The sequence below is a fragment of the Segatella intestinalis genome (genome assembly GCF_029348455.1).
Lineage (GTDB): Bacteria > Bacteroidota > Bacteroidia > Bacteroidales > Bacteroidaceae > Prevotella.
This window is the reverse complement of record NZ_JARJVV010000004.1, coordinates 143,436-167,756: the sequence shown is the minus strand read 5'-3', so window position 1 is coordinate 167,756 and position 24,321 is coordinate 143,436. Positions and strand designations below refer to the sequence as shown.

Here is a 24,321-nt window from a genome sequence, read left to right as displayed (position 1 = left end):
ATTCATTGAATACCGTGGCTGCTCTGATATTGTGTTACGCATGTTTAGTCTTCATGAATGTCGCAGTAAACTCCTTACACTTGCGCATGTCCTGTTTTGATGATGCAATAGAGTAGGGACTATACTTTTCAAACATGTCAAGACCACGTCCAAGTGTAATTGTCCATCCTGTATCTGTTTTGATACATCTGTCATGGAAGTCTCTGAACTTGTATGTAAACTCAATGCCATAAGAAGCAAGGTCATCCTTGATGTCATCAAGCTTGTCAATCAAGTCTGGTATCTTGTCTTCCTCTTCATTAGTGAAAAGGTTCAGTTTCAAGTCATCCACAGGACGTGTGTTGATAAGCATCAGAGCAAACTCCATGAAGTTCTTGATTTGCCATGAAGCACGTATATATGGATCTTCAACGGTTATTTCCTTTGCTTCTCTCATATAAGGTGCAAATAACTTCTCATAACTTACGCCTGTTTGTCCCATTCTGAATGACATACTCTTTTCTTGTAGAATAGGAATGCGTGGACGTTTGGTCGGATGCTGATCCGAACCTCCCTCTGCATTGGCAACTACAGTAGATATCTCATTGTTTTCTGTAGAAGATTCAGCTTCTTCTGTATTATCTTCAGTCGTAGTATGTTCTACTACCTGATTGCTTACTCGTTCCAATGTCTCTATGCTCACTTCGAAACCTGTTTTCAAGTTGATGTACTTGAACTTTGCTGGCTCTGCCATGAAAGTTTCATCAATCACATAGAGCTGATCCTTCACACGTTTACGCCCTTCGGCAGCAAAGTCAACCAACTCATAAGCCTCTTGGTCAGTCATCTTACCATCGGGATAGATGAGTTTCATCATACCAGAGAAAGTCTTGCGTATAGCAAGATGGTCACGCTCAGAAAGTGAACCGTCAAACTTCGCATAGTCATTCAGCACTGCAGTTCTGTCATCATTGCGCATTTCGTGAAGTACGGCAGCAATGTAGTCAGTAATAAGACCATATCCCTTGGAAAAACTGTTCTTCTTCAACATCTTGATTTCCCAACCTGGATTGTAGAGATGGATTCGGTCGAGGAACGCACCCTTGATGAATGATGTAGGAATGCTCTCAAACAGATGGCTGTTCTTCAGCATGTATGGAACAGTATGCTTGGTATTACCGACAAAAGACATAGATGCACTCGCCTCATGGGTTCCCTTACCACGGTTGAACGACTTGTTGGCAAGATAGTTCTGCATCGTGTCGATGAGCACAGCATCCACATTACGGCCTTTCTGCTGCTCAAACTCGTCCCATGCCACTACATCCCAATAGCCTACCAATCCGAGAATCTCCTTGTTTCCCTGGATTTTCACGAAAAGTCGGGCTGAGGTTACGTCACCACCGCTGACAAGTACGCCATAAGGAGACAGTTCCTGGAACACATGAGACTTACCTGTTCCCTTTGGACCCAATTCTATGAAATTGAAGTTGTTCTCAACATGAGGGAGAAGACGAGCCAAAGTGATGAACTTCTCACGGCGGTTCATTGCCTCAGGGTTCAGACCCACTGTGTGCATCAGAAAGTCAATCCACTCCTCTGTAGTGAAGTTTTTACGTTGGTCGATATATTCCTGCAGGTCGATATTTGAAATCTGGATAGGCTTCAATGTCTGGATTTCCCATCTCACCTTGACGCTTTCACCACTGATATAGCCAATGGTAACAATACACCAAACGCCATTGCCACTAAGCAGTTTGGGGTTCTTACGCACGTAGTCTGTACCGATAGGCACACCTGTCAATCCCAGATTGGCAAATGTTGCCTGGTACTCATCGTTTTTCTCGTTGAGCACAACGGTCACTTTGTCGATGATGCGATGTCTGCCGTTCTCACGTATGATACCTTTTACCGATTCTGCTTCAGCACGGTGAACATAGTTGTTTTGGATAACTTGCTTCACCTTTTCCAAACCTTCGTTGATGATTTCTTCATCATCACTGGCGCAATACTGCCCCAGCAGGTATTCCAACACGTATGTAGGAACAGGCAGACCTCCCTTCACGAGGAAAGCCAAATCCTTTCTTACCACTTTGCCTATGAAGGCATTCATTACTTTCTGTTGTAAATCCATATGCAGTATTCCTTAAAAATCTTGTTCTATCATTGTATTGTTCTTCACTGTCTCACGCACAAGTGGGTTCAGTTTGTCATCCACATCGTAGATTCTAAGCTGTAACATACTTGCATTGACAGATTTATTCAGATTGAGTGTCACTTCAAACACGCGATTGTTCAAGTTCGTTGCATCAGTGCTATTCAGTGTCACTTCCTTCTCCTGGGTTACAGGATCGTCACCATTATAAATACAGCAAACCACCTTGCGTTCCATCACGGTCATGCTTACTGCTTCCGACTGTATCATCTGGAACTTCAGGCGGCTACTCACCATATTCAGGTTGCGACTCATCAGAGCTACGCCCACCTTTTCAGTCTTGTTCGTTTTCTTACGCACGCTCTTAATAATTGGAATAATCATTTCCTGGAGTGAAGCGCCACCATGAGCAAAGTTGTAGCCACCTGGTGCAGCCAGACGATTAGTTCCGATAGGTACTACAACCTGCAAAGGCGTGGTACTCTTGATAGAAGATACCTTGTCAAGAGGGAATTTTACAATATCCTCAAAAGTATCGTTGCTATCTGTAAGATAATATCTTGTCTTTTTCTCTATAGCAGAGTCTGTAATGCTATGTTTGTCCTTATCTTCAAACTTCATGTCATTATAGAGGAAGCCATGATCTGCTGTAAGAAGTACATTTGTTACATTCCATGTTGCATGCAGACGTTTTACCAGTACAGTCAGTTGCTCAATGGCTTTTCTGCAAGCACTGATTACCTCGAACGGACTTTGTGAATGACCGGCTTCATCTATTGTATCATAGAATATATACACCAATGAACGTTTGAAGAGTTCACGCATGGATTGTGCGTCGCCATTCATCACGTCTTCATAGCGTGTACAGATGGCTCCTTCCCGATATTTTCCCAAATGTGCAGTCCTCTGTTCTGTAGTTGTCAGCAATGTTCCATCCACCATCATGTCTGTGCCATTCAACTCCAGCAAGTGATGAGGGAGGAGGGCAGGCTTGCAATACTTGGTTTCCGTAGGGAGCATTGCCTGGTATGCATCTATCGTTGCAATATGCTTCTCTTTGGCCAGTTCCTGCATCAGTTCCTTTGCTACCTCATATCTAAGCGCATCACATACGATGACAACCTGCTTCACACTGGTATCTGACTCGTTCTTGTAGAAATCCTCTTGACGCTTTAATCCGGTTTCAGTAAACCAGGCACCCTTTTCCCCGACGCATGTCAGCCATTCGAGGTTTAGTACATTAGTAATCTTGGCATATTCCAAATCCAGCTGATGCTTGGCATCATTAAATGTCTGTCCGATAGGATTCTCCTTTGTGATGAGTTCGTGGTATGCTTCAAGTGTACGACGATAGTAGAGATCTATAAGATAGAACTCTTCTGTATATTTCTCAACATACTCCTTGGTACTATTGAGTTTCAGCGTTCCAAGACCTCTTACCTGAGCATAGTATAAAGCCGACTGCTCTATGAATCGGATTGCAATCTGAATGTCACTATCTACAGGAAGCTTCAAAGACAACTCACGCATGCGGTCATTTACCTGCTCTGGGTCTGCCATCAGCTTTTCTTCTACAATCTCTTTGAGTATTGGCCAGCAGAGTGACTCTGTAAGATAGTAGTAGTTGGCATCAATACCATAGATATTGATGATTTCCTCTTCCTTAATGTCTGTTGCCAAAATACTCATTGCCTGGGCAAACTTCTCTGACAGTAGTCGGTCGTGTGTACCCAACTCATAGATTTTGTTCACCTGGTCAAGCACTACAGAATTGCTGATTTTGTACTGATTATAGGTGTCTCCCGGTACTGCGTCTAAAAGCTGAGTGATGCTATTGTACTTCAAACTCTCAGCCACGTTTTTCATCTTGATGGCTGCGTTAAAGTTAGGAGTTAAGCCAAAGAGCTTATCCAACTTTTCTGATAAAGCCTTTGAAGCATCAAAATTCTTGCTGAGCTTATACCAGAAGTCAGTACGCTTCTTCTCTTCTGCTATTCCATCCAGAATAATCATCTTGATAATGAGCAGTTCCCATTCCTGCAGCTTCTTCTCGCCAAGATAATTGGAAATGAAGGCACGGCAAACCATATCCTCGCTGAACGATGTACTGTCGATATGTCCATTAAGGATGTTGCTTACCTTAGACGACATGATTTCGCCAATGTTCTTCTTCACGAAACTACGGAATTTTTCAGGAAGATTATACTGCTGCATGAAACTGGCATAGTCTTCTTCCTTATACTCCATGTTGGCTTTCAGCATATCGAGTAGGGGGAAACTGAGCTGCTGTTCCTCTGTATGTGGATAAACCTGTTCCGGGAAGAGCAGAACCACATGCTTGTCCTTCCAATCGTTCTCGATGGCATATTTGGCATTGAACCACGCACCATCAAACACCTTATATATATAGTCGTCATTCCACTCCTTCATCTCATCAAGTTCGTTCTGGATGATGTTCATCCTGTCGAAGATGAATAGCACATGAAGTTGTGGATTGCGCTCAAAGTAGTTGTATATTCTATCTTGTACCATAACTTTATAAATACTTCAATAATTTTTGTTTCTCACCCTCTTGAACCAGAGGATCGCAAATATACTGTTTCAGTTTGTTCTTATATACTTCCTTTTTAAACAACTTTTTACGGTTGTCTTCGTCAAAAGTTAGAATCCAAGGAACTTCAACATTTTCATTCTGCTTGTAATCATACGGCGATAAGAAAAAATTCATGCATCCATTATTTTTTGCGAACTCGTCAATATAAGTATGAATCTCATGAAACAACGGCTTCTTTCTTAGTTCAGCTAAGATATAACATATCCTATCTAAACTTAACTCAGATTTATTCTGTTCCATCAAATATTTAAAACGTTCTACTGAATATTCGTTGATGTCATTATAGTTAATGAAATGGATGTAATCATACAAATTGTCTATTCTTGCCAAAGAGTAAGTCAAAGCACGTTTCTGCTCAACTCCTTGCAAAAGTGGATATATGTAACTTATCTCTGCACCCAAGAAATCTCTGCTCTCAAAAGCATTCAAAGTAAAGGTTTCCAATTTATGATTTTCCTTTTTGAGCCGTTTTGCTAAACTATAGATACAATATGCATATTGCTTATACTCCGAAGAGAAATTGAGCAATTTAACAATTAATAGTTTTGCAGTGTCAGTATTTGGTTCATAATTCTTTATAATTGACATAAGGATGTCGCTTTCAAAATGTCTATTATAATTATTATTATTCAAATATTTAATTACTACATTATATATTTTTACAGCATCAATTCGTTCGTCTTTAGCTTTGCTTATTATTAACAAAAGGTTGTTCAGTGAAGCGAAAAACAACTTTTCGTCAACAAACATATTTTCTGTTTTCTCTAATAAACCATCAAGACATGAAGTAATATAATTCACGCCTTTTTGACTAAATGACAACGTTTTTATATCATAGCCCTTTATAATTTCTCTTAACCTTTTATGGTCTATGCTAAATATTAATGATTCCAGCATAAAAGCATCAAGTGCACATATACGGGTATTTTGCCCATACCCTCCAAACATAGATGAAGAAGGTGTGGCGAAACTATTCAATATGCCTAGAGCATTGTTTTCACTAAGTTGCTTAAAATATGCGTTATTGTCCCATATAATGAAATTTGCCCATGAGAACAAAGATTCTCTATAAAATTGAGACATCAGATTTGGAATGAAGCTATTTATAGAACCTCCACCATTTTCTGCATTTTTTCTTTGTTGATAAATTTCTTCTTTTAGATGTACAGTATGAAGAGTGCGGTCTCCTATTGACCTATAAGAAATCATATCTTGAAGTATCATTTTTATCTCAGACTCTATAGGCAGTTTTGCCAATATGGTATCAAGATTTGTGCTTGATGCCAATTCTATTTCCTTATCTTCATCATACTTATCATTAAGCCATAATTGGTTACAAACACAATAGCGAATTGTCCACATATTATGTCTGCAAATGAAATATAAGATGTATTTCTTCTTATTCCAGTATTCTGTAAGCAAATCACCATAAAATTTATAGGCGCTATACGCATCACCAAGAGTGTATAATATGTATGGTAGTTCTAAATCTTCTATAGTGTAAGTAATCCGTCTAACTCTTAATTTTTTTACAATCTGGTTGACTTTTGCAGAATCAAATTGATGGATATAATCAAGAGTTGAGGCTTTGAAATCTTTTATATTCTCTATAAATTTTGCATCAAGAATGGTAAGCCCATCTATTTCAAATAGATAGTTATAATACGCTAATTTCATAAGAGTTCGCAAATTGATTGCGGGATTTTCTCTAAGAAATTTTCTTTTAGCTTCATTTGTTGCTAAATCCTTTGCAAGTTGCTTAAAATAATCAGTAAATGTTTGCAGACCAGAAGAATGAGCGTTCCAGTGTAATCTCATTTTCGGGAAAAAGTATTGAAGCCCATCCCCAAAAGAGCGCATTTCACTCATATATGGTACAATACGATTATAGAGATATAAAGCCAAATTATCTTGTGGTATGGCACTATAGTTTTTGATTGCATACAAAAGTTTGTCTGTATGCAATCCTATTCCGCTTAAATCTTTGCTTTGGTATTTACCATCATTAAGCAAATCAACATCAGCTTCAGAAATATAAACTATATTAACACCTTTCTTTACAAAATAAAGTTTTGTCGCATAGCTTGGCTCATCACATGATAGCAGGTATGGTCTTTGCATTTTATCTGAAAGAATATTTTTAAGTTCATTAAGAATAAACTTAAGATTTAAATCTGCAAAAGAGAAACCTACAAATAATATCAATTTACTTGCAAACAAAGATTGTACAAACGCCCTTGTTAATGGAAAATTTTCCTTATAATTATAGTAATCATCTTCTGTGAGTACTATGTTATCTGTAACATAATCCCCATGCATCTTTACAAGAGTATTAGGATATGTCATTTGTGGTATGTCCTTATCCTCTCGTATTATATGATACTGTAAAAAATCCTTGGAAAGTTCTTGCTCTATCAAGTCGTCATAGTTTGTTGTAATTATATGACATGGATTCAGTGCTAATATACTTTTATGTAATGGATTTGGTACAGCTTTGTTATAAAGTAAAATATCTTTCACTTTATCCATATACTCTTTATGTCCGCGGGAATCTTTATAAATCTGAGCAATTTTAAGTGCGTCAGTTTCTTCCGAGAACTCATTTGGTAACTCAGCCTTCATTCTATTGGTCAGTTGATTCCATGAAGGAACGCTGGAGTTCATAGAAACTCCAGCACCAACAAAGATTACCAATCGATTTTCACGACTTGCTCTTTGGATATTTAATAAATTTGCTATTTGCTGATTATCCATTACTAATTTTCTGTCTATTTAATTTTCTGTAATATATCACCGAACTTGGCGTAATTCACTACCACACCATCATCAAGGTCGAAGCTGATGGCTTGTTCAGCTACTACCTGCAGGCGCTCGTGATACTCACGGCACTCGTCGAGTTGCTTCTGCAGAGCCTGCAGTTGCTTGGACTCTTTGGTAGAGAGTTCGGCACGGCGAGCATCGAGCTTGTCGATTTCAGCCTCCAGGTGTTCGATGTAAGGGAGGAGATACTTCGAGCGCACTCGTTCTGCGGTGTAGGCATTCATGCGATGCATGTAGGCGATGACCTGGAAGGCGCCCTTCTTGGATGAGAACAGCCAATAGATAGGGCGGTTCTGATACATCTTCTTATGGCCTTTCCAGAAGTCCTTTACGAAGTATTGCTCCAGCGGCTTGCCCAGGCATTTTTCCACGTAGTTCAGGTTTGCCACATGCTCCTCGTTGCCCAATGCCACACGGATGAAATCGGCAAAGCGGGCTGAGGCGTTGTCAGAGAAGCCACAGTCGTTTGGCATGAGCGGCATGATTCCGTCGTCATCTATTTCCCATTGTTCACCATTGTATTCGTAAGGAGCAATCTCCTCATCGGTTGGGTTAGGGTGGGCGATGTGGAGTCCCGGTTTGTCGAGGCGGTAGCGTCCGAGCATGCAGCCCACAGCATAGCTGATGAGTTGCTTGGTCATTGCATCCTCGTTCCAGGTAATACCATTATCTGTTACATCAATCTCTCCCTGCTGAAGGATAGTGATTTCGTTCAGTGGAACGTCAGGAGTCAGCTCGTCTTGCAGGCCATAGATGTCGATAAACTGGCGGTTGAGCTCTTCCTCGTTCTTATGCAGCTGCATGAACTTGCGCTCCCACTTCGTCTTGTATTGCTCCATGCGCCATTCCAGACTGCCTAACTTTGGGGCAGCAGGGGAGATGCTGATATGTTCACCCGTCTCCTCGAAATGCTTCTCTATCTTGTAATCGATGTTCTCCATGTAGGTGGAGGTGTCGATAGATAGAAGCTCGTTGCGCTGGAAATCCCAAGAGGTTTCGTGGGCGTCCCAGTCGGCGCGGGAGATAGTGATATTCTGTTGAACATTATCTGATATATATAAACTTCTTCGTGAGTCATAAATAAATGGAACTTTAGAAACAACTTCGGCACCATTATGTAAGGTTGGATTCATAAGTGCTAAATATTTCGCAAGTATAGGAGTATTTAATAATCCAAGATAGTAGTATTTGTTTTCATTTGGAAACATGCTAACACCTGAATGCTCAAATAATAATCCTTGTGGATAATACCTTGCACTAAACGAACTAGAAGTAACTTCATTCCATGTTAGAGCTTCATGAAAATATAATTGTGAATATGTCGTACGTGGACGATGCATTTGAGTTGTATCTGACCAATTTACAACGGAATATAAATTCCCATACCATTTTCTGTAGCCTCCTCCTGCCGTGAATGGGACATATTTAATTTTGGAAGAAGAATAAACATTAATTGATGGAAAGTCGAATTTTTCCTCAGATTTTGATATTTCATACCAATTTCTAATGTATCTGTCATTGTTTCCTGTTGAAAAGCCAGATCGTGCAATAGAATTCTCCCCTAAATTTGAGCCTTCAAATTTAGATATAAATTTCTCACTCACCCAATATCCAATCGGACTTCCTGGAATTTTCTCAAAGTTCTTCTGTGCCACATTAGGATAATAAATGCGGTTACCATCCTCATTTCTATCCTTATTTGCAAGGAACATCTGCTCTTTATCGGCACAGTTCTTCCCATCCACCAAGCGATAATAAATGCCTTTTGCTTCACGGATATTCTTTTTGAATTCGCCAGAGTCCACTTCCTCCATCAACTTGTTAACAATATTCTTTCGCTCTTCTAACGGTTTGGAAGCCAGTTCAAGACTTGTCGTCATTCCATACTCGGAAAAACGAGGCTTGGTCAGTACAAAGGCTGTGTTCTGCACCACCTCGCCACTCAACTCGTCGAACGTGCGAGGGCCGAGATGCAACATGCTGTCGATGACATAATTGTACAAGAAAATGTCACGCAACTTCTCGAACGAAGAGAGGAACATCCAGCTCTGCATGTTGATTTGCGCCATCTTGCCACCAAAGATCAATCGTTTCATGCCCATGTCCATGAACACAGAGAAGAGGTCGGCTTTCGCCTCCTCATAGTTGTCCTTCACATACTTGCTCAATACGCTGTTCATCTTGCCTCCACCCATGTATGGAGGGTTCATTACCAGTGCATGATATTTCTCTGTAAGGGCGAGAATAACCTGAACACCAGGAAGTAGTTGCTTGATGTTCTCTGGACAATCATCCGTGCCACTCTCTGTCCATTCTGCATACTGGTGGCGGAGCATGGACAAATATTCCTTGTCGTCGTTAAAGCACATGATGCTGCCCAGATCTTCTGCTTCTTTGAGAAGTTCAAAATCCTCAGCCAGCATTTCGCCAGCCACATCTTCATAACCACCCATAAACTCCAGGCAAGCCTCAGACAAAGTTTTATCATCCATCTTCGGACTTACATGAGCCATATCCATCACATGAGGAAGAATATGTGCATCAGCAAAGGCTGCATCCTTCTGGCAAGCCTTCAGCAGGAGGGCAAACTGGCTCAACTGCTTGGCACGAGTGTCGAGGTCAATACCCGTAAGGTTGTGGCTGAAGATATTCTCCACAGCCTCTCCACGACCATAGCCTTCGGCAATATAAAGGTCATAGAGCAGGTCGAAACATTCGTTGAGAATATGACCGGAACCGCAGGCGAGGTCTGCCACCTTCAAATTCTCTAATTCGTTGTACTTCAAGAAAGTATCATTGCTTGGCTTTTCTGAAGGTTCAACCAAATACTGCCATTTCTTTTGCAGCTGAGTCTCGTATGGATTATTGTCCAGATAGATTCTTCCCAGTGTGTTCTGCACCATGTACTTCACAATCCAGTTAGGGGTGAAGATCTGGGTGGCTGCAGGAATCTCATCAGCCTCGAACTTGCCCTTCTTGGCAAACACCTCGTCCTTGCGCTCAGAGATATAGAACTGGTAAAGCCATCCAATCAACTCCGGTGACTGGAAGTCTTCATCGGTAATAAATTCTGTATGGTTAAGCATATCCACAAAACCGCCTGCTGCTAGAATATTGTTTGGCAGGAGCAACTCGGTGTAGTCGGCAATACTGCCGAAACACTGATTGATGATAGGGTTGTCGTGGCACCAGGCTGTGATGAGGATGGCAAACTGCTCTGTCACCTTGGTGTCGTCATCGAGAAGTTCCACGAGTCGCTGGCGCATCTCTTCCTTCATCTGCGGAATGCGTCCCTGTCGGGCTTCATCCACGATGACGGGAGTGCGTGCAGCATCAGCATACGCCAGAACCGGACTGCAGAGATTGTTCTTCTGCAGGATTCGGATGGCGCAGAGACGATTGAACCAGGTGTAGGCTGCTTCCTCATACACCTCGTTGATACCTTTCTGCTGAATACGGTTATAGAGGGACATCCACTGGTAGTAGAAGCCCTCTGTCTGCAACTGTTCATTCCAGAGAGAACCGCCCTGCATCAGCTGAGGCTTGTTCTCTTCTGCAACATTGCCGGTCTTGTCGAAGCCAAGTGTCGTAATCTTGGCAGCGATACCGGCTTTCAATATATTTCGTGCTTCGGTTGCGAAGCGTTTGATTCTGTTTGTGTCCACTTTTGATAATTTATTATTTTATTTTCTGTAATATATCACCAAACTTGGCGTAGTTCACTACCACTCCGTCGTCGAGGTCGAAGCTGATGGCTTGCTCTGCTACTACCTGCAGGCGCTCGTGGTATTCACGGCACTCGTCGAGTTGCTTCTGCAGAGCCTGCAGTTGCTTGGACTCTTTGGTAGAGAGTTCGGCACGGCGAGCATCGAGCTTGTCGATTTCTGACTCCAGATGTTCGATGTAAGGGAGGAGATACTTGGATCTTACTCGCTCTGCGGAGTAGGCATTCATGCGATGCATGTAAGCGATGACCTGAAAGGCACCCTTCTTGGATGAGAACAGCCAGTAGATTGGACGGTTCTGATACATCTTCTTGTGGTCTTTCCAGAAGTCCTTTACGAAGTATTGCTCCACGGTCTTGCCGAGGCATTTCTCCACGTAGTTCAGGTTTGCCACATGCTCCTCGTTGCCCAATGCCACACGGATGAAATCGGCAAAGCGGGCTGAGGCGTTGTCGGAGAAGCCACAGTCGTTTGGCATGAGCGGCATGATTCCGTCGTCATCTATTTCCCATTGTTCACCATTGTATTCGTAAGGAGCAATCTCCTCATCGGTTGGGTTAGGGTGGGCGATGTGGAGTCCCGGCTTGTCGAGGCGGTAGCGTCCAAGCATGCAGCCCACAGCATAGCTGATGAGTTGCTTGGTCATTGCATCCTCGTTCCAGATAATACCATTATCTGTTACATCAATCTCTCCCTGCTGAAGAATAGTGATTTCGTTCAGTGGAACATCAGGAGTCAGCTCGTCTTGCAGGCCATAGATGTCGATGAACTGGCGGTTGAGCTCTTCCTCGTTCTTATGCAGCTGCAGGAACTTGCGCTCCCACTTCGTCTTGTATTGCTCCATGCGCCATTCCAGACTGCTGAGCTTTGGGGCAGCAGGGGAGATGCTGATATGTTCGCCCGTCTCCTCGAAATGCTTCTCTATCTTGTAATCGATGTTCTCCTCGTAGGTGGAGGTGTTGGTGGATAGAAGCTCGTTGCGCTGGAAATCCCAGGAGGTTTCGTGGGCATCCCAGTCAAGTTTAGAAATTTCAATACAATCTTTGCACTTTAAAAGTATATCATTGGAATTATCTAAATTTTTATATGGTAATTGACCAATCATTCCTGCAGTAAGGTTGATAGTTGGTGCAAGCATATCAAAGAAGGTTTTAGCTACCTTTGTATTAAGATATGCCATGCAGATATACAATTCATCCATATTTTCTGAGAACATGGAATCGCCTGCTTGGTCAAATAAGCATCCTTGTGGAAAAGCTCTTAATGTAATTCCTCTAGAAGCAATCCTATTCCAACTAATTCCAGCATGTAAATAATATTGTTGATTCCTTAGTACAGAACTTTTGCAGTTTTTTATGTCTTCACCATTATTATGCCAATAAATCAAATCAACAAAGTTACCATACCATTTTCTATAATCACCTCCATTTACAAGAGGAAACCATTTACTATTCATATCGTTGCTTGATGTTTCAAACCAAGTTCTAATGAATCTATTGTTGTTTCCCGTTTGTAATCCTGTTGCTGGATTAAATTTTTTCGCAATGTTAGTTCTGCTAATAATATCTATAATATCATCAGAAAAGGTATAACAAAAAGGAAAGTTTTTAATCTTTTTGAACTTGTCTTTAGTGCAATTATACACAATTCGATTACCGTCAATTGTATTTTGAGGAATGAATGATGTAGCAGAATAATCTTTAAATTTAAATCTGAAATCATGGTTCTCCATTGCCTTACGGAACAAAACGCTGATATGTTCAGTTTCAATTCTATAAAACGTTCTTTCATACAATTTAAAAAATAGACCACAGTCAGAATTGCCTGATTCTGATAACGTAAATGCAATAGATCCCCAATCATTTCCAAAATTACCTCTACCCATATGAAGCAAACTATCTATATTAAATTTGGACATCATATATGTTCTTATAGACGTAAAAGATGAATTAACTAGCCATGTTGGTTGAACAATCATGGAAATCTTGCAATACTTGTATATTTTATTCATTGCAACCAACATGAAAGTGGAGTATAAATCCATTGCTCCTGATTCATAATGTGCTAAGACGTAATTTTTTAGACAATTGTTCATGTTTGTTGCTTTCATATACGGAGGATTCATCACCAGCGCATGATACTTCTCCGTCAAAGCGAGAATCAGTTTAAATGCTGGCATTTGTGTACGCACTTCCTCTGGTACAATCTCCTGACTGCACCAGTAATCGGTTGTCTGCTTGATAAGCAGGCGTGTGCTCTCGCTGATGTCGAACTTCATGATAGAACCAAGCGAATCTGCATCCTGCATCAGGTCGAAGCAGGCTGCAATCTCTTCCTTCTGCTCGTTGGTAGCCTCGCCTTGGAAGTAGATATAAAGCATGTCTTGAATAGGACCTTGCGTCTCTTTGTGCCATGGCTTAGGCATTGTGAGCACATTAGGCAGACAATGTGCATCGGCAAATGTCGCATCTTTCTGGCAAGCCTTCAGCAGGAGTGCAAACTGGCTCAACTGCTTGGCACGGGTGTCGAGGTCGATACCCGTAAGGTTGTGGCTGAAGATATTCTCCACAGCCTCACCACGACCATAGCCTTCGGCAATATAAAGGTCATAGAGCAGGTCGAAACATTCGTTGAGTATATGGCCAGAACCACATGCTAAGTCTGCAACCTTTAAATCTGTTAACTCGTTGTATTTTAGTAATGTCTCATCGTTCGGTTTTTCTGAAGGTTCAACGAGATATTGCCACTTCTTTTGCAGCTGGGTCTCATATGGATTGTTGTCCAGATAGATTCTTCCCACGGTGTTCTGCACCATGTATTTCACAATCCAGTTAGGGGTGAAGATCTGGGTGGCTGCAGGAATCTCATCAGCCTCGAACTTGCCCTTCTTGGCAAAAACCTCGTCCTTGCGCTCAGAGATATAGAACTGATAAAGCCATCCAATCAACTCAGGTGACTGGAAGTCTTCATCGGTGATAAATTCAGTATGGTTCAGCATATCCACGAAACCGCCTTCTGCCAGGATATTGTTTGGCAGAAGCAGCTCGGTGTAGTCGGCAATGCTGCCGAAACACTGGTTGATGATAGGGTTGTCGTGGCACCAGGCTGTGATGAGGATGGCAAACTGCTCTGTCACCTTGGTGTCGTCATCGAGAAGTTCCACGAGTCGCTGGCGCAACTCTTCCTTCATCTGTGGAATGCGTCCCTGGCGGGCTTCATCCACGATGACGGGAGTGCGTGCCGCATCAGCATACGCCAGAACCGGACTGCAGAGATTGTTCTTCTGCAGGATTCGGATGGCGCAGAGACGGTTGAACCAGGTGTAGGCTGCTTCCTCATACACCTCGCTGATACCCTTCAGCTGAATACGGTTATAGAGGGACATCCACTGGTAGTAGAAGCCCTCAGTCTGTAACTGATCATTCCAAAGAGAACCGCCCTGCATCAGCTGAGGCTTGTTCTCTTCTGCCACATTGCCGTTCTTGTCGAAGCCAAGCGTAGTAATCTTGGCAGCAATGCCGGCTTTCAGTATATTTCGTGCTTCGGTTGCGAAGCGTTTGATTCTATTTGTGTCCATACTTTATCTTTTGAACATGGATTTTATTTGATAATCATTACACCATCCTGGTCAACAAGCAGTTTTTCGAGCTGCTGGCGCAGACCTTCCAGGTAGCGTTCTATATCCTCTGCATTTGTTATAGGCAACTTTGTCTTAGTCTGCAAAGAAGCCTTGCGGATGCGCTTGTCTGGAGTTTTTGGTGGTTCTGGTTTGCCGCCTCCTTCACCTCCTGGAGGCTGAGGAGGGTTATAAGACATAATCTTATCCACCTGTTCCTGATAGAACGTATCTGTATTGGCGTTATTCTGCAATACCAGTATATTGTTTGGAGTGGTCTTGACACGGATAACTGTTTCACGGTCAGACAGTACACTCTCAGGAACATGCTGTTTCTCGGCCACCTGCTTCAGATAGTCGAACATATCATTATAGGCTGCTTTAATCTTCTCACGGAGTTCATCACGTACACCATCCAATATGCCTGATAACTGGCGTTGCAGCTTGATGTAACCACGAAGACCTGATATTGGCCATGGGTCGTTTTTCAACTTATTGAAGTCGGAAACTGCTCCCTGCATCTCCATCGGAACGAATGGGAAATTATACTGGTTGTCATCCAGGAACTGGAGGAGCTGCTTGTATGTATCAAGCTGGTCGTGAGTAAACTGTGCCACTTCTTTGCACTTATCTATAAGTACTTTGGCTTCATCCTTTGCTGCTATGACAAGATTAAAGAACTTCAGTGGATCACGCTCGTTGAGCCATGACTCGAAGAGCTCAATAGCCTCACGGATAGGTTGGCAGAACTGATAACCTGCGATTCTTTTCTCAATATTTTCTCTATAGCCTTTGATGAACTTGGCAAGACTGCGGTCACTCTCTATGTCTCGGCAGGCACGGAAGAGCTGAGTACTATCTGTGGAACTTGGAACGGCAGAAATACCGAAAATCTCTTTCCATGCAGCAATGAAGTTCTGAATCACCTGCGGAGAGATGACCTTAGCCTGACGCAATGTGAACTTGTTTGACTCGCTGACGATGCGGTTGGCAACTGTTGATGTCTCTACATTAGGATTGTTAGCGTATGAGTAGTCACGATTGTGACGACGTACCAACTCATTGATAATATAGAGCGTACAGATGTTGTCCCATCCGTATGGAGCCTTGGCAAACTTGGCAAGCACGTCAGAAACATTTACCTCAGCAAACTGCTTGTTGAGATAAATCTCCACTTCATGCTCTGCATCTGTAAGAACGGCATTCATTCCATCGTAGTCTCCTGGGTTGACATTTCGGAGAATGGCCTTCTTTAACTGCTCCGTGGTGCGAGGCATACTTGAGTAATCTACCAGATTAGCCTTGGTATAGATGCTGGAAAGATGTTTATCCATCGCCACACGATAGCGATCATTGCCACGCTTCTGTCCCAACTCTGCTTCATCTATTACGCTGAGACCAGAGATGATTGGACAGGTGTCGAGAATCTTCTCAAACTCCTTTCTGATGATTCCATCGTAAAGTTCGTTGGCACGTTTCTCAAACTCATCACGTGCCTTTTTGTTGTCCTCGCTTGTTACCGGAGTAGCCATATAGCGGTTTGCCTGGCAATACCAGTAGAAGGCATTGTACAGACGCTTGTTGTCACGATATTGAGGTCCCACGTAGTAAACCATGCGGTTGACATTGCTGTTCTGCAAAGCCAACTGCTCAGCACTTTCGTAGTCTGCATCCATTACGAACTCTACCTGCACATCAGGATTATTGCTGAGGAAGGTGCGCTGCTTGATGGTAAGACCCACGGAGAAACTGCGTGTCTTGTATTGCTCCTTGTTGCGGAGAGCCGTGATGTAGCGGTTGAAGATTTCCTTCAACTGCTCAGCCTGGGTGTTGTTGTCAACCACCTGGCTCTGAATGAGCTGAGCCACCTTCATTTCTTCTTCACTATAGAAGGCGTAGGTTTCAGGTGCGCCCTGCTTGCCCTGCTCACGACGGATGATGTTGTTGTCGCAAAGGAATTCTATTACCTTCTCTACCTCGTTCTTGATATTGAGGCGAGGAGTCTCCATATCGTTGATAAGGAGTGAGGTTACATTATCCAATGTGGCAGGGAAGACCAGCTGGTCGGTCTGCGAAATATTACAGATCATGAAGAGCACATTAGCTACTCTTACGGCAAGACGGGTGCGCTCTGGGCGATCGGTCTGGTAGGTGCGAGCCATGCGCAAAGCATTATCCACAGCCTTTTGTCCACGAGCCTGCAATCCTTCTTCGAACATATTGTTATAGAGTTCGTCGAAAGAGATGAACTTGCCCAACTCTGCATCTGCATTCGTCTTGGCAGTAGAGTGAATCACCTTGATGATGCTTCGCTCGTTACCCTTTACCTCCTTGGCTACATAGCCGAGGTTGAGGAACGAGTTGAATACCTGCATAATCAGCTTGAACTGATAAGGCACGAAAGGGTAGTAGTCCACGAAATCGTCTTGTGATTCGTAGCTACTATATGATGTTGGCAGCTTGAACTGAAGGTCGAAACCTGCCTTATATTTGTTGTAGAGGGCAGCAAGTTCTGGTTTTACTTCCTCTTTCTTGTCGAGAATACGCTTCTGGGTAATCACCTCTGGCTGTGTGCCTTTCAGGGAAACCTTCACTTCGAAGCGTCCCTTAATCTTACCTTCCTTATCCTTCTCTTCTGCAATCTGGCAATCGTCCATAATCTCAGAAAGGTCTTGCTGGGCGGTACAAGCCACCCATACCTTGTTGTCGCAAGCCTCAGAAAGTTTGGTGATAATCTCCTGGAGGTTGAGATAACGGTCACGCTCTTTGTTGATGAACTGGCTCACCTCATCGGCAAGGAGAATGAGACGGTAGTCATCGCCCTTGTCCTTCAGGTAGGAAGCCAGTTCCATTCCGAAGCGGTCGATGCTCATATTGGTGTCTCTCTTGATGATGCGCTCACGGATGCTATCTACAGAAAGGGTAGGGGCAAGCTCTTTGGCAATATCCAACACCCAATCCAGCTCGTTGTCAATCAAGTCGGCAGCCATACCTGGGTCATTCCAGTCGCCACCTTCCTCAGCAATGCGCTCCTTGAAGGCTTCGAACACGCCTTTCTCGGCAAGAGGCTTTTCCAGGTTCTGTGCGAGGGTGATATTGAACTTGTTGAAGCCACGCTTGCCGTTGAACTCATTCCAGAATACGTGAAGGAAAGCCTTCTTCTTGTCTGTAGAGTTGTCGTAGCTGGTTTCCAGGTTGAAGATGCAAGTGTCGATGGTGGCACGCTTCAACCAGTTAGCGATGGAGAGCAACTCGTCGTAATCGAAACTGAGGTTGTGCTTCTCGTCGAGAGGGTCGATGGCTTTTACAGCTTCCAAAAGTCGGTTTACGGCTCTCTCGCGGGTAGCAGGAGTAATACAGTAGTCGAGATATTTCAGGAAGTGAGATTTACCCGAACCATAGTAACCGTCAATCCAGATACCTACATGGGCAAACGATTTGTTGTTCTTGATGGCATCGAGTATGCGGAAGAGACCATTGATAATCTCATCCGTAAATACGTATTCATCTATTTCTATTCGTTCTGTCTCTGGGTCAAACTTGGTTGCACTGACGGCAGGATTGACAGCACGGTTGATTGGCTTGCTATATAAATCTTTCAGTTTCATAAGTTACTCATTGATAAGTAGGGTTGCACGATAAGTGTGATTGTCTGGGAGCGTATCAAACAGACGGAAAGAGTTCTGGTCACGATGTCCTGGGTAAAAGACGATAATCTTATACTTTCCCGTATCGTTGTAGTCCTCATAGAGGGCAAGAAACTCATTAACTCTCAGATATGGGAACATACTGCCGATGCCATACAAGAAAACGTATGGACGACGGTATTGATCCTTGATGGTGATATGGTCGATAATACGTTGATGAATGTACTGCACGAATTCAGGAGAATGGGCATTACGGGTCAGTGTGTCTTGGGTGTTCTGTGCCTTGGACGGATCGTTCTGCTCTTTCTCCAACTGGTATTTCAGCATGGACGGATGACGCAGGAACTTTTTCTGGTCGAGAAATTTACAAAACTCCTCAAACAGATTCAGCGTAAGTACATCCACATAGTTGATAGGGCGAATGAGATTCGCCTTGAACTCCTGTATCTGCCGACGGATGTCATACTCCTTCTCAGCCGGATATTGGTAAATGAAGAAGTTGTAGAACAGGTCGCCGTTCTCCGTGTCCTGGAAACCAGGGCTGTTCAGTTTGTCATCAAGTTCTTTTATCGTCATATCACATTAATTTCTTTATGTTATCTATTTCGTATGGCTGCAGGAGACAGGCTTCCAAGAACCATGGTTCTCCCTTCGCCAAGTAGTAGTCGTAATTGTTGCAGACCAGGGAATGAAGACGGTTGTCATTGGTCAGCATTCCCACCTTTCTCAGGATGGTGAGGTAGGCTCCTGCCACCTTTCCCTTAGTAGAGTCACTCCATGAGTCAACAAACTCGTCTTTGGCAGCGATTTCATTGAACTCCATCATGAGGTCTTCCTTGTCTATGCTCTTCGAAATGCTGTTCCACTTGCGCATGGTTACATTCACGTGGAAGTCGAAACATATCTTGTATGTTTTAAGTATCACATAGAACAGAGCTATCACCTTGTCACTATCGCTCATTTCCTTGAAATCATTCCAGAATGAAGGAGGCATTGTTTGATAACGCCTCTTAATCTCGTGAATGTTTCTTGAACGAGCTGTTTCTGCATTGATATGCAGCAGATTGTTGTTAACCTTTTCTTCTTGGAGCAGTTCTTCACTGTTCTCAGCCTGAAGTAAAGGCAACAGGGTGAGTGTCTCTTCGAAAAGAAAGCCCCCACCTGTCAATGCTGCTGTATATGGACTATTATTCTTATTCATTATTATTAAATACTTTTGCAAATGTAATACTAATCGGTGCAGTCTATCTGCATTTCATCATAATTCTGCAAATTACGACGTAGATTTGCCAATATCTCCTGTTTGAAAGGCTCGGGTTCGAGTACTTTAACGTCAAATCCAAATGAAAGTATCAATTGCGTAAACTCGTATGTCGGTCGTACTTCAACAGCCAGAATGCGGTTTTCTGCATCTACTATTTCCTGCGAATGATGCAGGGGCTTGGACACGATATAAGGGTATTGCTTTTTTGAGAATTGAAGCAGAACCCTAATCTTTTCAACATCTGATGGCGGTATTGTCACACCGAACACATCATCGAAGTAGTGTTCAAAATCGACCTCTTTATTTGGTATGTATGCCACATCTTCCTCTACATTGAAGTTCTGTATTCGGTCGAGGGCATAGTTTGATATTCTGTCAGCCTCGGCATCATACGCCATAAGGAACCATCGGTTGTTGTATTGCTTGATGTACCAAGGATGCACAACAACAGTGTACTCCTCATCGCAATTCTTATAGTTGCGATACGTGATTCTTACAGCTTGATGGCTTGTAGCAGCATCTATGATGTCAGGCAGTAAGTTCAGTCCCCTGAGATAGGGGTTTTGTTCAAAGCCAATCATGTTCTCCTGCTTGCCTCTAAGTCCAAATCGCCATTCCAGGTTGGAAATGACTTCATCCACCCATGCGTTGCTTGGCAATCCTCTGAAACGCCTGAGGGTAATGATGACAGAGCGAAGCTGTCGTGCTTCATCTTCTGTCAGTGGTTGGGCATTGATGGTAAAGTCAGGATCACTGTATCGATAATAAACCCTTCTGCCATCTTGCTTTCTTTCAAGCGGCACACTCCAGCCTGTTTCACTTTCCATGAATCTGATGTCCTCAAATATCTGTCGCCGACTTACTCCTCCTACGCCATTATAGTAGTAGATGGCCTCTTCGCACTTGTCGATGAGGTCTTCCATGTAGTATCGATGTCGTCTGTCTCGAAAGCATTTATCGAGAGTCTGGTAGCGTATAGCTGCATTCTTGTTTGTTGGCATACTGGGTTCCTTTTACATTATCGAATTAAATCATTGACTGTGACTCCAAGACACTTTGCAATCTCAACAAGATTCTCCAAATTCGGTTGTGCATTGTTGGTACACCACTTGGAGATCGTTGCAGGATCTTTACCTAATTGTTCAGCGAGCCATTTGTTGGTTCTCTTTTTTTCAGCTAGAACAACTTTCAGCCGGTTCAGGTCTTTATTTTCCATAATTGCTTATTTAATGTTTCTACATATGCAAAAGTAGTGTTTTTATTCGAAATATCATAATAAAATTGGAAAAAAAGAGGCTTTACGCTCAAAAAAATGATAAAAACATCAATTTATGTCCAAGTATTTTGTATCTTTGCCCCAAAATTGGGTATTTAAGGCATTCAAGAAGATTTTATCGATTTTTATTTTGAGATGCAGATAGGCTGCATAAATGTGATTTACCTTTGCCAAAGAATTGAGATTTTTAATAAACAATGATATGAAAAAAGCTCAAATAGAATATAATTCTAAAGGCAAAATTGCTTCATGGGATGCCAACAGATTAGTGAGGGAATATATAGGCATCGCCTGGATGACGAATGACACGATTCCTTTTCAAAACCTTCCTTGGGACAGCCAGGTAAGGATTCGTAGGGTAGCAGCTGTAATAAGTGGTTATCTCGATTACAATTTGAAAGAGTCGGATCCATTCGAAATCATCAGCCTTGTATTCTCAAATTTCGACAACAGAAAAGTTCTGTCGGAATCGAATATCGATGTGTCGGACTTTGAGCAACTCAAAAAGAAGCTCTGTGAAGTGTCCGATGAATCATGGCGAATGGAACATCTGCTGAAACAATTTCAGCTAAACGAGGACAGAGAGCAACTTCTGAATGTTCTTCTTCGTTATAGGATTGCTACAGAGGAGTTGGAAAACACTTTCTCTGGCATCTTGGAGGCACGTACAGGAGCATACATTGGTACAAAGGCTCTTCAAGGGCTTTACAATTCCAAGCTCCAAGAGTGTAACAGAAGGGTGGATGATATGATCGTTCTGCTTTTAGGCAGTACTTTCAAAAGAACATTTACGGAACGAGAATTGATTGAGCATTACAACTATCCAACAACAACGGATGATGAATTGCTCGATTGGAGAACAGATAATTTATAAGTATGAATACAGAAGATAAACAGAAACTTGTAGATGCAATAAATTGCAAGTTCCCACAAAACAATATAATGGAGCTCTACTATGATATTGGTAGAGTTCTACCTTTTACTGCCCAAAGGTTTCCTGATGGTAGAGTATCTGATTGGTACAGAAATCAATACGTTCAGGTTGTTAGAGTAGAACCACATGGCAGATTTGGTAAGTATGGTACCGCTTATGGCTTCTATTATCGTAATGGCGAAAGGGCAGATAGTTCAGACACACCAGAATTATGTTGGTGTAAGAAGGACGATACGGAACCTCAGCCAATACCAAACTGCGGATGTGGCTCCTGGGCATTACTTGAAATACAAGGAGAAGGTGCAATAGAGCATGAAGTTAAAGTACTCGGATTGGATGATGTGTTTACATTCGGAAAATATAAGAACAAAACTATTAGAGAAGTTATTGATGCAGACTGGAACTATGTAAAGTGGGCAATCATTGAGTCTCAGCGATTGTTAGCTGATATAGACTCTATAATTGAATATCACAGAAGTAATCTAAAGACATTGCAACCAGATGATTTGATAACATTCGGTAAATATCGGGGTAAAACCCTGCAAAGCGTCTATAACGATGATGTTCAATACTTGAAATGGATGGAAAGTCAAAATCCTGATTTTATCATAGATTGGGAGAAACTGACATCTGAGAGTTAATCATAAACGTAAAAATAGTAAGATTATGAGCAAGAATAGAACGGAAAACCCCAATATAGCTTCGGGTAGAATAGATATGCTTGAAAAGGATGAAATTTTCGTCTTTGGTAGTAATCTTGCAGGAAAACATCTTGGGGGTGCAGCAAAAGCTGCACATAATAAATTTGGAGCTCAATGGGGAGTAGGTGTAGGGTTGACAGGCCAAGCTTATGCCATACCAACTATGCAAGGAGGTGTGGAAACTATCAAACCATACGTTGACGAGTTTGTTGGGTTTGCAAAGGAACATCAGGAGAAGAAGTTCCTCGTCACACGTATAGGCTGTGGCATAGCAGGTTTTAAGGATGAAGAGATAGCGCCACTATTCAAGCAAGCTATAGCAGTTTGTAACATATATCTTCCCAAAGAGTTCTATGACATAATAGTAGCTCCTTATCTTGAACATTGTTTCTACTATGGCAAAAATATTCCGGAGGATTGTGGTGCTCATGTGGGTCATCAATATGAAGGATATTGGGTTAGATTTCATTTTAATAATGATGATTATCTATTGAACGAAACCCTGTGTTACATAAGAGAAGGGCTTGGCGATTTCTGTGCCAATGATGGTGTGCCAATATCCATGAAGGCAATTCTTTACAATCGTTTCTGCCATTGGGGTTGGTGCGAGACGCCTGATACGTTTCGCAGTTGGTACGAAGCTCTTGACTATACTAATGTTTCAAGAAAAAGTAATGAACATCAAAAGAAGCCTGTCAACGAGTACTGCCCAATGCTCATGGGAGCTATATTAGGGGACATTGCAGGAAGTATCTATGAGTTTGATCCGCATAAGTCAACGGATATAAACATCCAAGATAAGAGAATGGACTACACCGATGACACTATAATGACCATTGCTGTGGCTGACTGGATTTTGAACGATAAGCGGCATACCAAGAAGGGATTAGTTGAACGTATGCAGCAATGGGGACGCAAATATCCTAATCCTATGGGAGCATATGGTAACATGTTCTCACAGTGGCTACGCAAAGACAATTCGAAACCATATAATTCATGGGGCAATGGTTCTGCAATGCGTGTGTCTGCAGTCGGCTTTGCATTTGATACCCTGGAAGAGACAATGAAAGTTGCAAAGATATGTGCCGAAGTGACGCACAACCATCCCGAAGGCATTAAGGGAGCACAGGCTACGGCAGCTGCTATTTTTATGGCAAAAACTGGTAACTCTAAGGAGGAAATACGTCGCTTTATCACCGAAACATTCGGTTACGATCTTAACAGAAGTTGCGATGACATACGTCCAACATATGGATTTGACGGCAGTTGTCAAGGTACAGTGCCAGAATCCATCATTGCTTTTCTCGACAGCAAAGACTATGAGGATGCTTTGCGGTTATGTATCTCGTTAGGAGGTGATGCAGATACAATGGGAGCTATAACTGGAGCCATTGCTGGTGCTTATTATAACAAGATGCCTTATGCTCTGTACAACTTTGGCATGGAGAAATTGCCTAAAGACATTCAAAATATTGTTGAGCTGTTTAATAGTAAACATGCACATAGTGTATCGTGTAGATGGCGAAATGCTGAGTTTGATATAGAGGAGCTTATTAGAAAAGTTAAATATGGTAAAATATTCATTTAAGA

Annotated in this window: 13 protein-coding genes; 3 read left to right on the top strand and 10 right to left on the bottom strand. The window is 42.4% G+C overall.

Annotated features, from left to right (window positions below):
• Nucleotides 1–34: 34 nt before the first annotated feature.
• From brxL to P3T48_RS03815, 10 genes are read right to left on the bottom strand one after another with little or no spacing between them, the layout of a single operon-like run.
• The gene (brxL, locus tag P3T48_RS03860) at nucleotides 35–2,113 is read right to left on the bottom strand and encodes a BREX system Lon protease-like protein BrxL (RefSeq protein WP_276505719.1); all 2,079 of its coding nucleotides are present in this window, start codon (nucleotides 2,111–2,113) and stop codon (nucleotides 35–37) included.
• A gap of 12 nt (nucleotides 2,114–2,125) precedes the next feature.
• Nucleotides 2,126–4,666: a PglZ domain-containing protein gene (locus P3T48_RS03855; RefSeq protein ID WP_276505718.1), complete on the bottom strand. Its 2,541-nt coding sequence runs from the start codon at nucleotides 4,664–4,666 to the stop codon at nucleotides 2,126–2,128.
• Between the two features lie 4 nt (nucleotides 4,667–4,670).
• Entirely contained in the window at nucleotides 4,671–7,502 is a 2,832-nt protein-coding gene (locus P3T48_RS03850) for an SIR2 family protein (protein WP_276505717.1), read from the bottom strand.
• A gap of 14 nt (nucleotides 7,503–7,516) precedes the next feature.
• Nucleotides 7,517–11,233, bottom strand: coding sequence for a BREX-1 system adenine-specific DNA-methyltransferase PglX (gene pglX, locus P3T48_RS03845; protein WP_276505716.1), 3,717 nt, complete (start codon nucleotides 11,231–11,233; stop codon nucleotides 7,517–7,519).
• 13 nt (nucleotides 11,234–11,246) lie between these two features.
• Nucleotides 11,247–14,870 (bottom strand): BREX-1 system adenine-specific DNA-methyltransferase PglX, encoded by a 3,624-nt coding sequence (gene pglX, locus P3T48_RS03840; RefSeq protein WP_276505715.1) that lies wholly within the window; start codon nucleotides 14,868–14,870, stop codon nucleotides 11,247–11,249.
• Between the two features lie 23 nt (nucleotides 14,871–14,893).
• On the bottom strand, nucleotides 14,894–18,517 hold the full coding sequence (gene brxC / locus P3T48_RS03835; protein WP_276505714.1) for a BREX system P-loop protein BrxC: 3,624 nt from the start codon (nucleotides 18,515–18,517) through the stop codon (nucleotides 14,894–14,896).
• 3 nt (nucleotides 18,518–18,520) lie between these two features.
• A complete protein-coding gene (locus tag P3T48_RS03830) occupies nucleotides 18,521–19,132 on the bottom strand; it encodes a BREX protein BrxB domain-containing protein (RefSeq protein WP_276505713.1) in 612 nt (203 codons plus the stop codon).
• Between the two features lies 1 nt (nucleotide 19,133).
• Nucleotides 19,134–19,757: a BrxA family protein gene (locus tag P3T48_RS03825; RefSeq protein WP_276505712.1), complete on the bottom strand. Its 624-nt coding sequence runs from the start codon at nucleotides 19,755–19,757 to the stop codon at nucleotides 19,134–19,136.
• A 29-nt stretch (nucleotides 19,758–19,786) separates the two neighbouring features.
• Entirely contained in the window at nucleotides 19,787–20,821 is a 1,035-nt protein-coding gene (locus tag P3T48_RS03820) for a helix-turn-helix transcriptional regulator (protein ID WP_276505711.1), read from the bottom strand.
• Between the two features lie 17 nt (nucleotides 20,822–20,838).
• A complete protein-coding gene (locus P3T48_RS03815; protein WP_094881851.1) occupies nucleotides 20,839–21,036 on the bottom strand; it encodes a helix-turn-helix transcriptional regulator in 198 nt (65 codons plus the stop codon).
• 262 nt (nucleotides 21,037–21,298) lie between these two features.
• Between P3T48_RS03815 and P3T48_RS03810 the strand changes: the two genes are divergently transcribed.
• The 3 genes from P3T48_RS03810 to P3T48_RS03800 are packed head-to-tail and all read left to right on the top strand — an operon-like array spanning nucleotide 21,299 to nucleotide 24,319.
• Entirely contained in the window at nucleotides 21,299–21,970 is a 672-nt protein-coding gene (locus P3T48_RS03810) for a hypothetical protein (RefSeq protein ID WP_276505710.1), read from the top strand.
• Between the two features lie 2 nt (nucleotides 21,971–21,972).
• Nucleotides 21,973–22,671, top strand: coding sequence for an exodeoxyribonuclease X C-terminal domain-containing protein (locus P3T48_RS03805; RefSeq protein ID WP_276505709.1), 699 nt, complete (start codon nucleotides 21,973–21,975; stop codon nucleotides 22,669–22,671).
• Between the two features lie 25 nt (nucleotides 22,672–22,696).
• On the top strand, nucleotides 22,697–24,319 hold the full coding sequence (locus tag P3T48_RS03800) for an A1S_2505 family phage non-structural protein (protein ID WP_276505708.1): 1,623 nt from the start codon (nucleotides 22,697–22,699) through the stop codon (nucleotides 24,317–24,319).
• The last annotated feature ends 2 nt before the right edge of the window (nucleotides 24,320–24,321 follow it).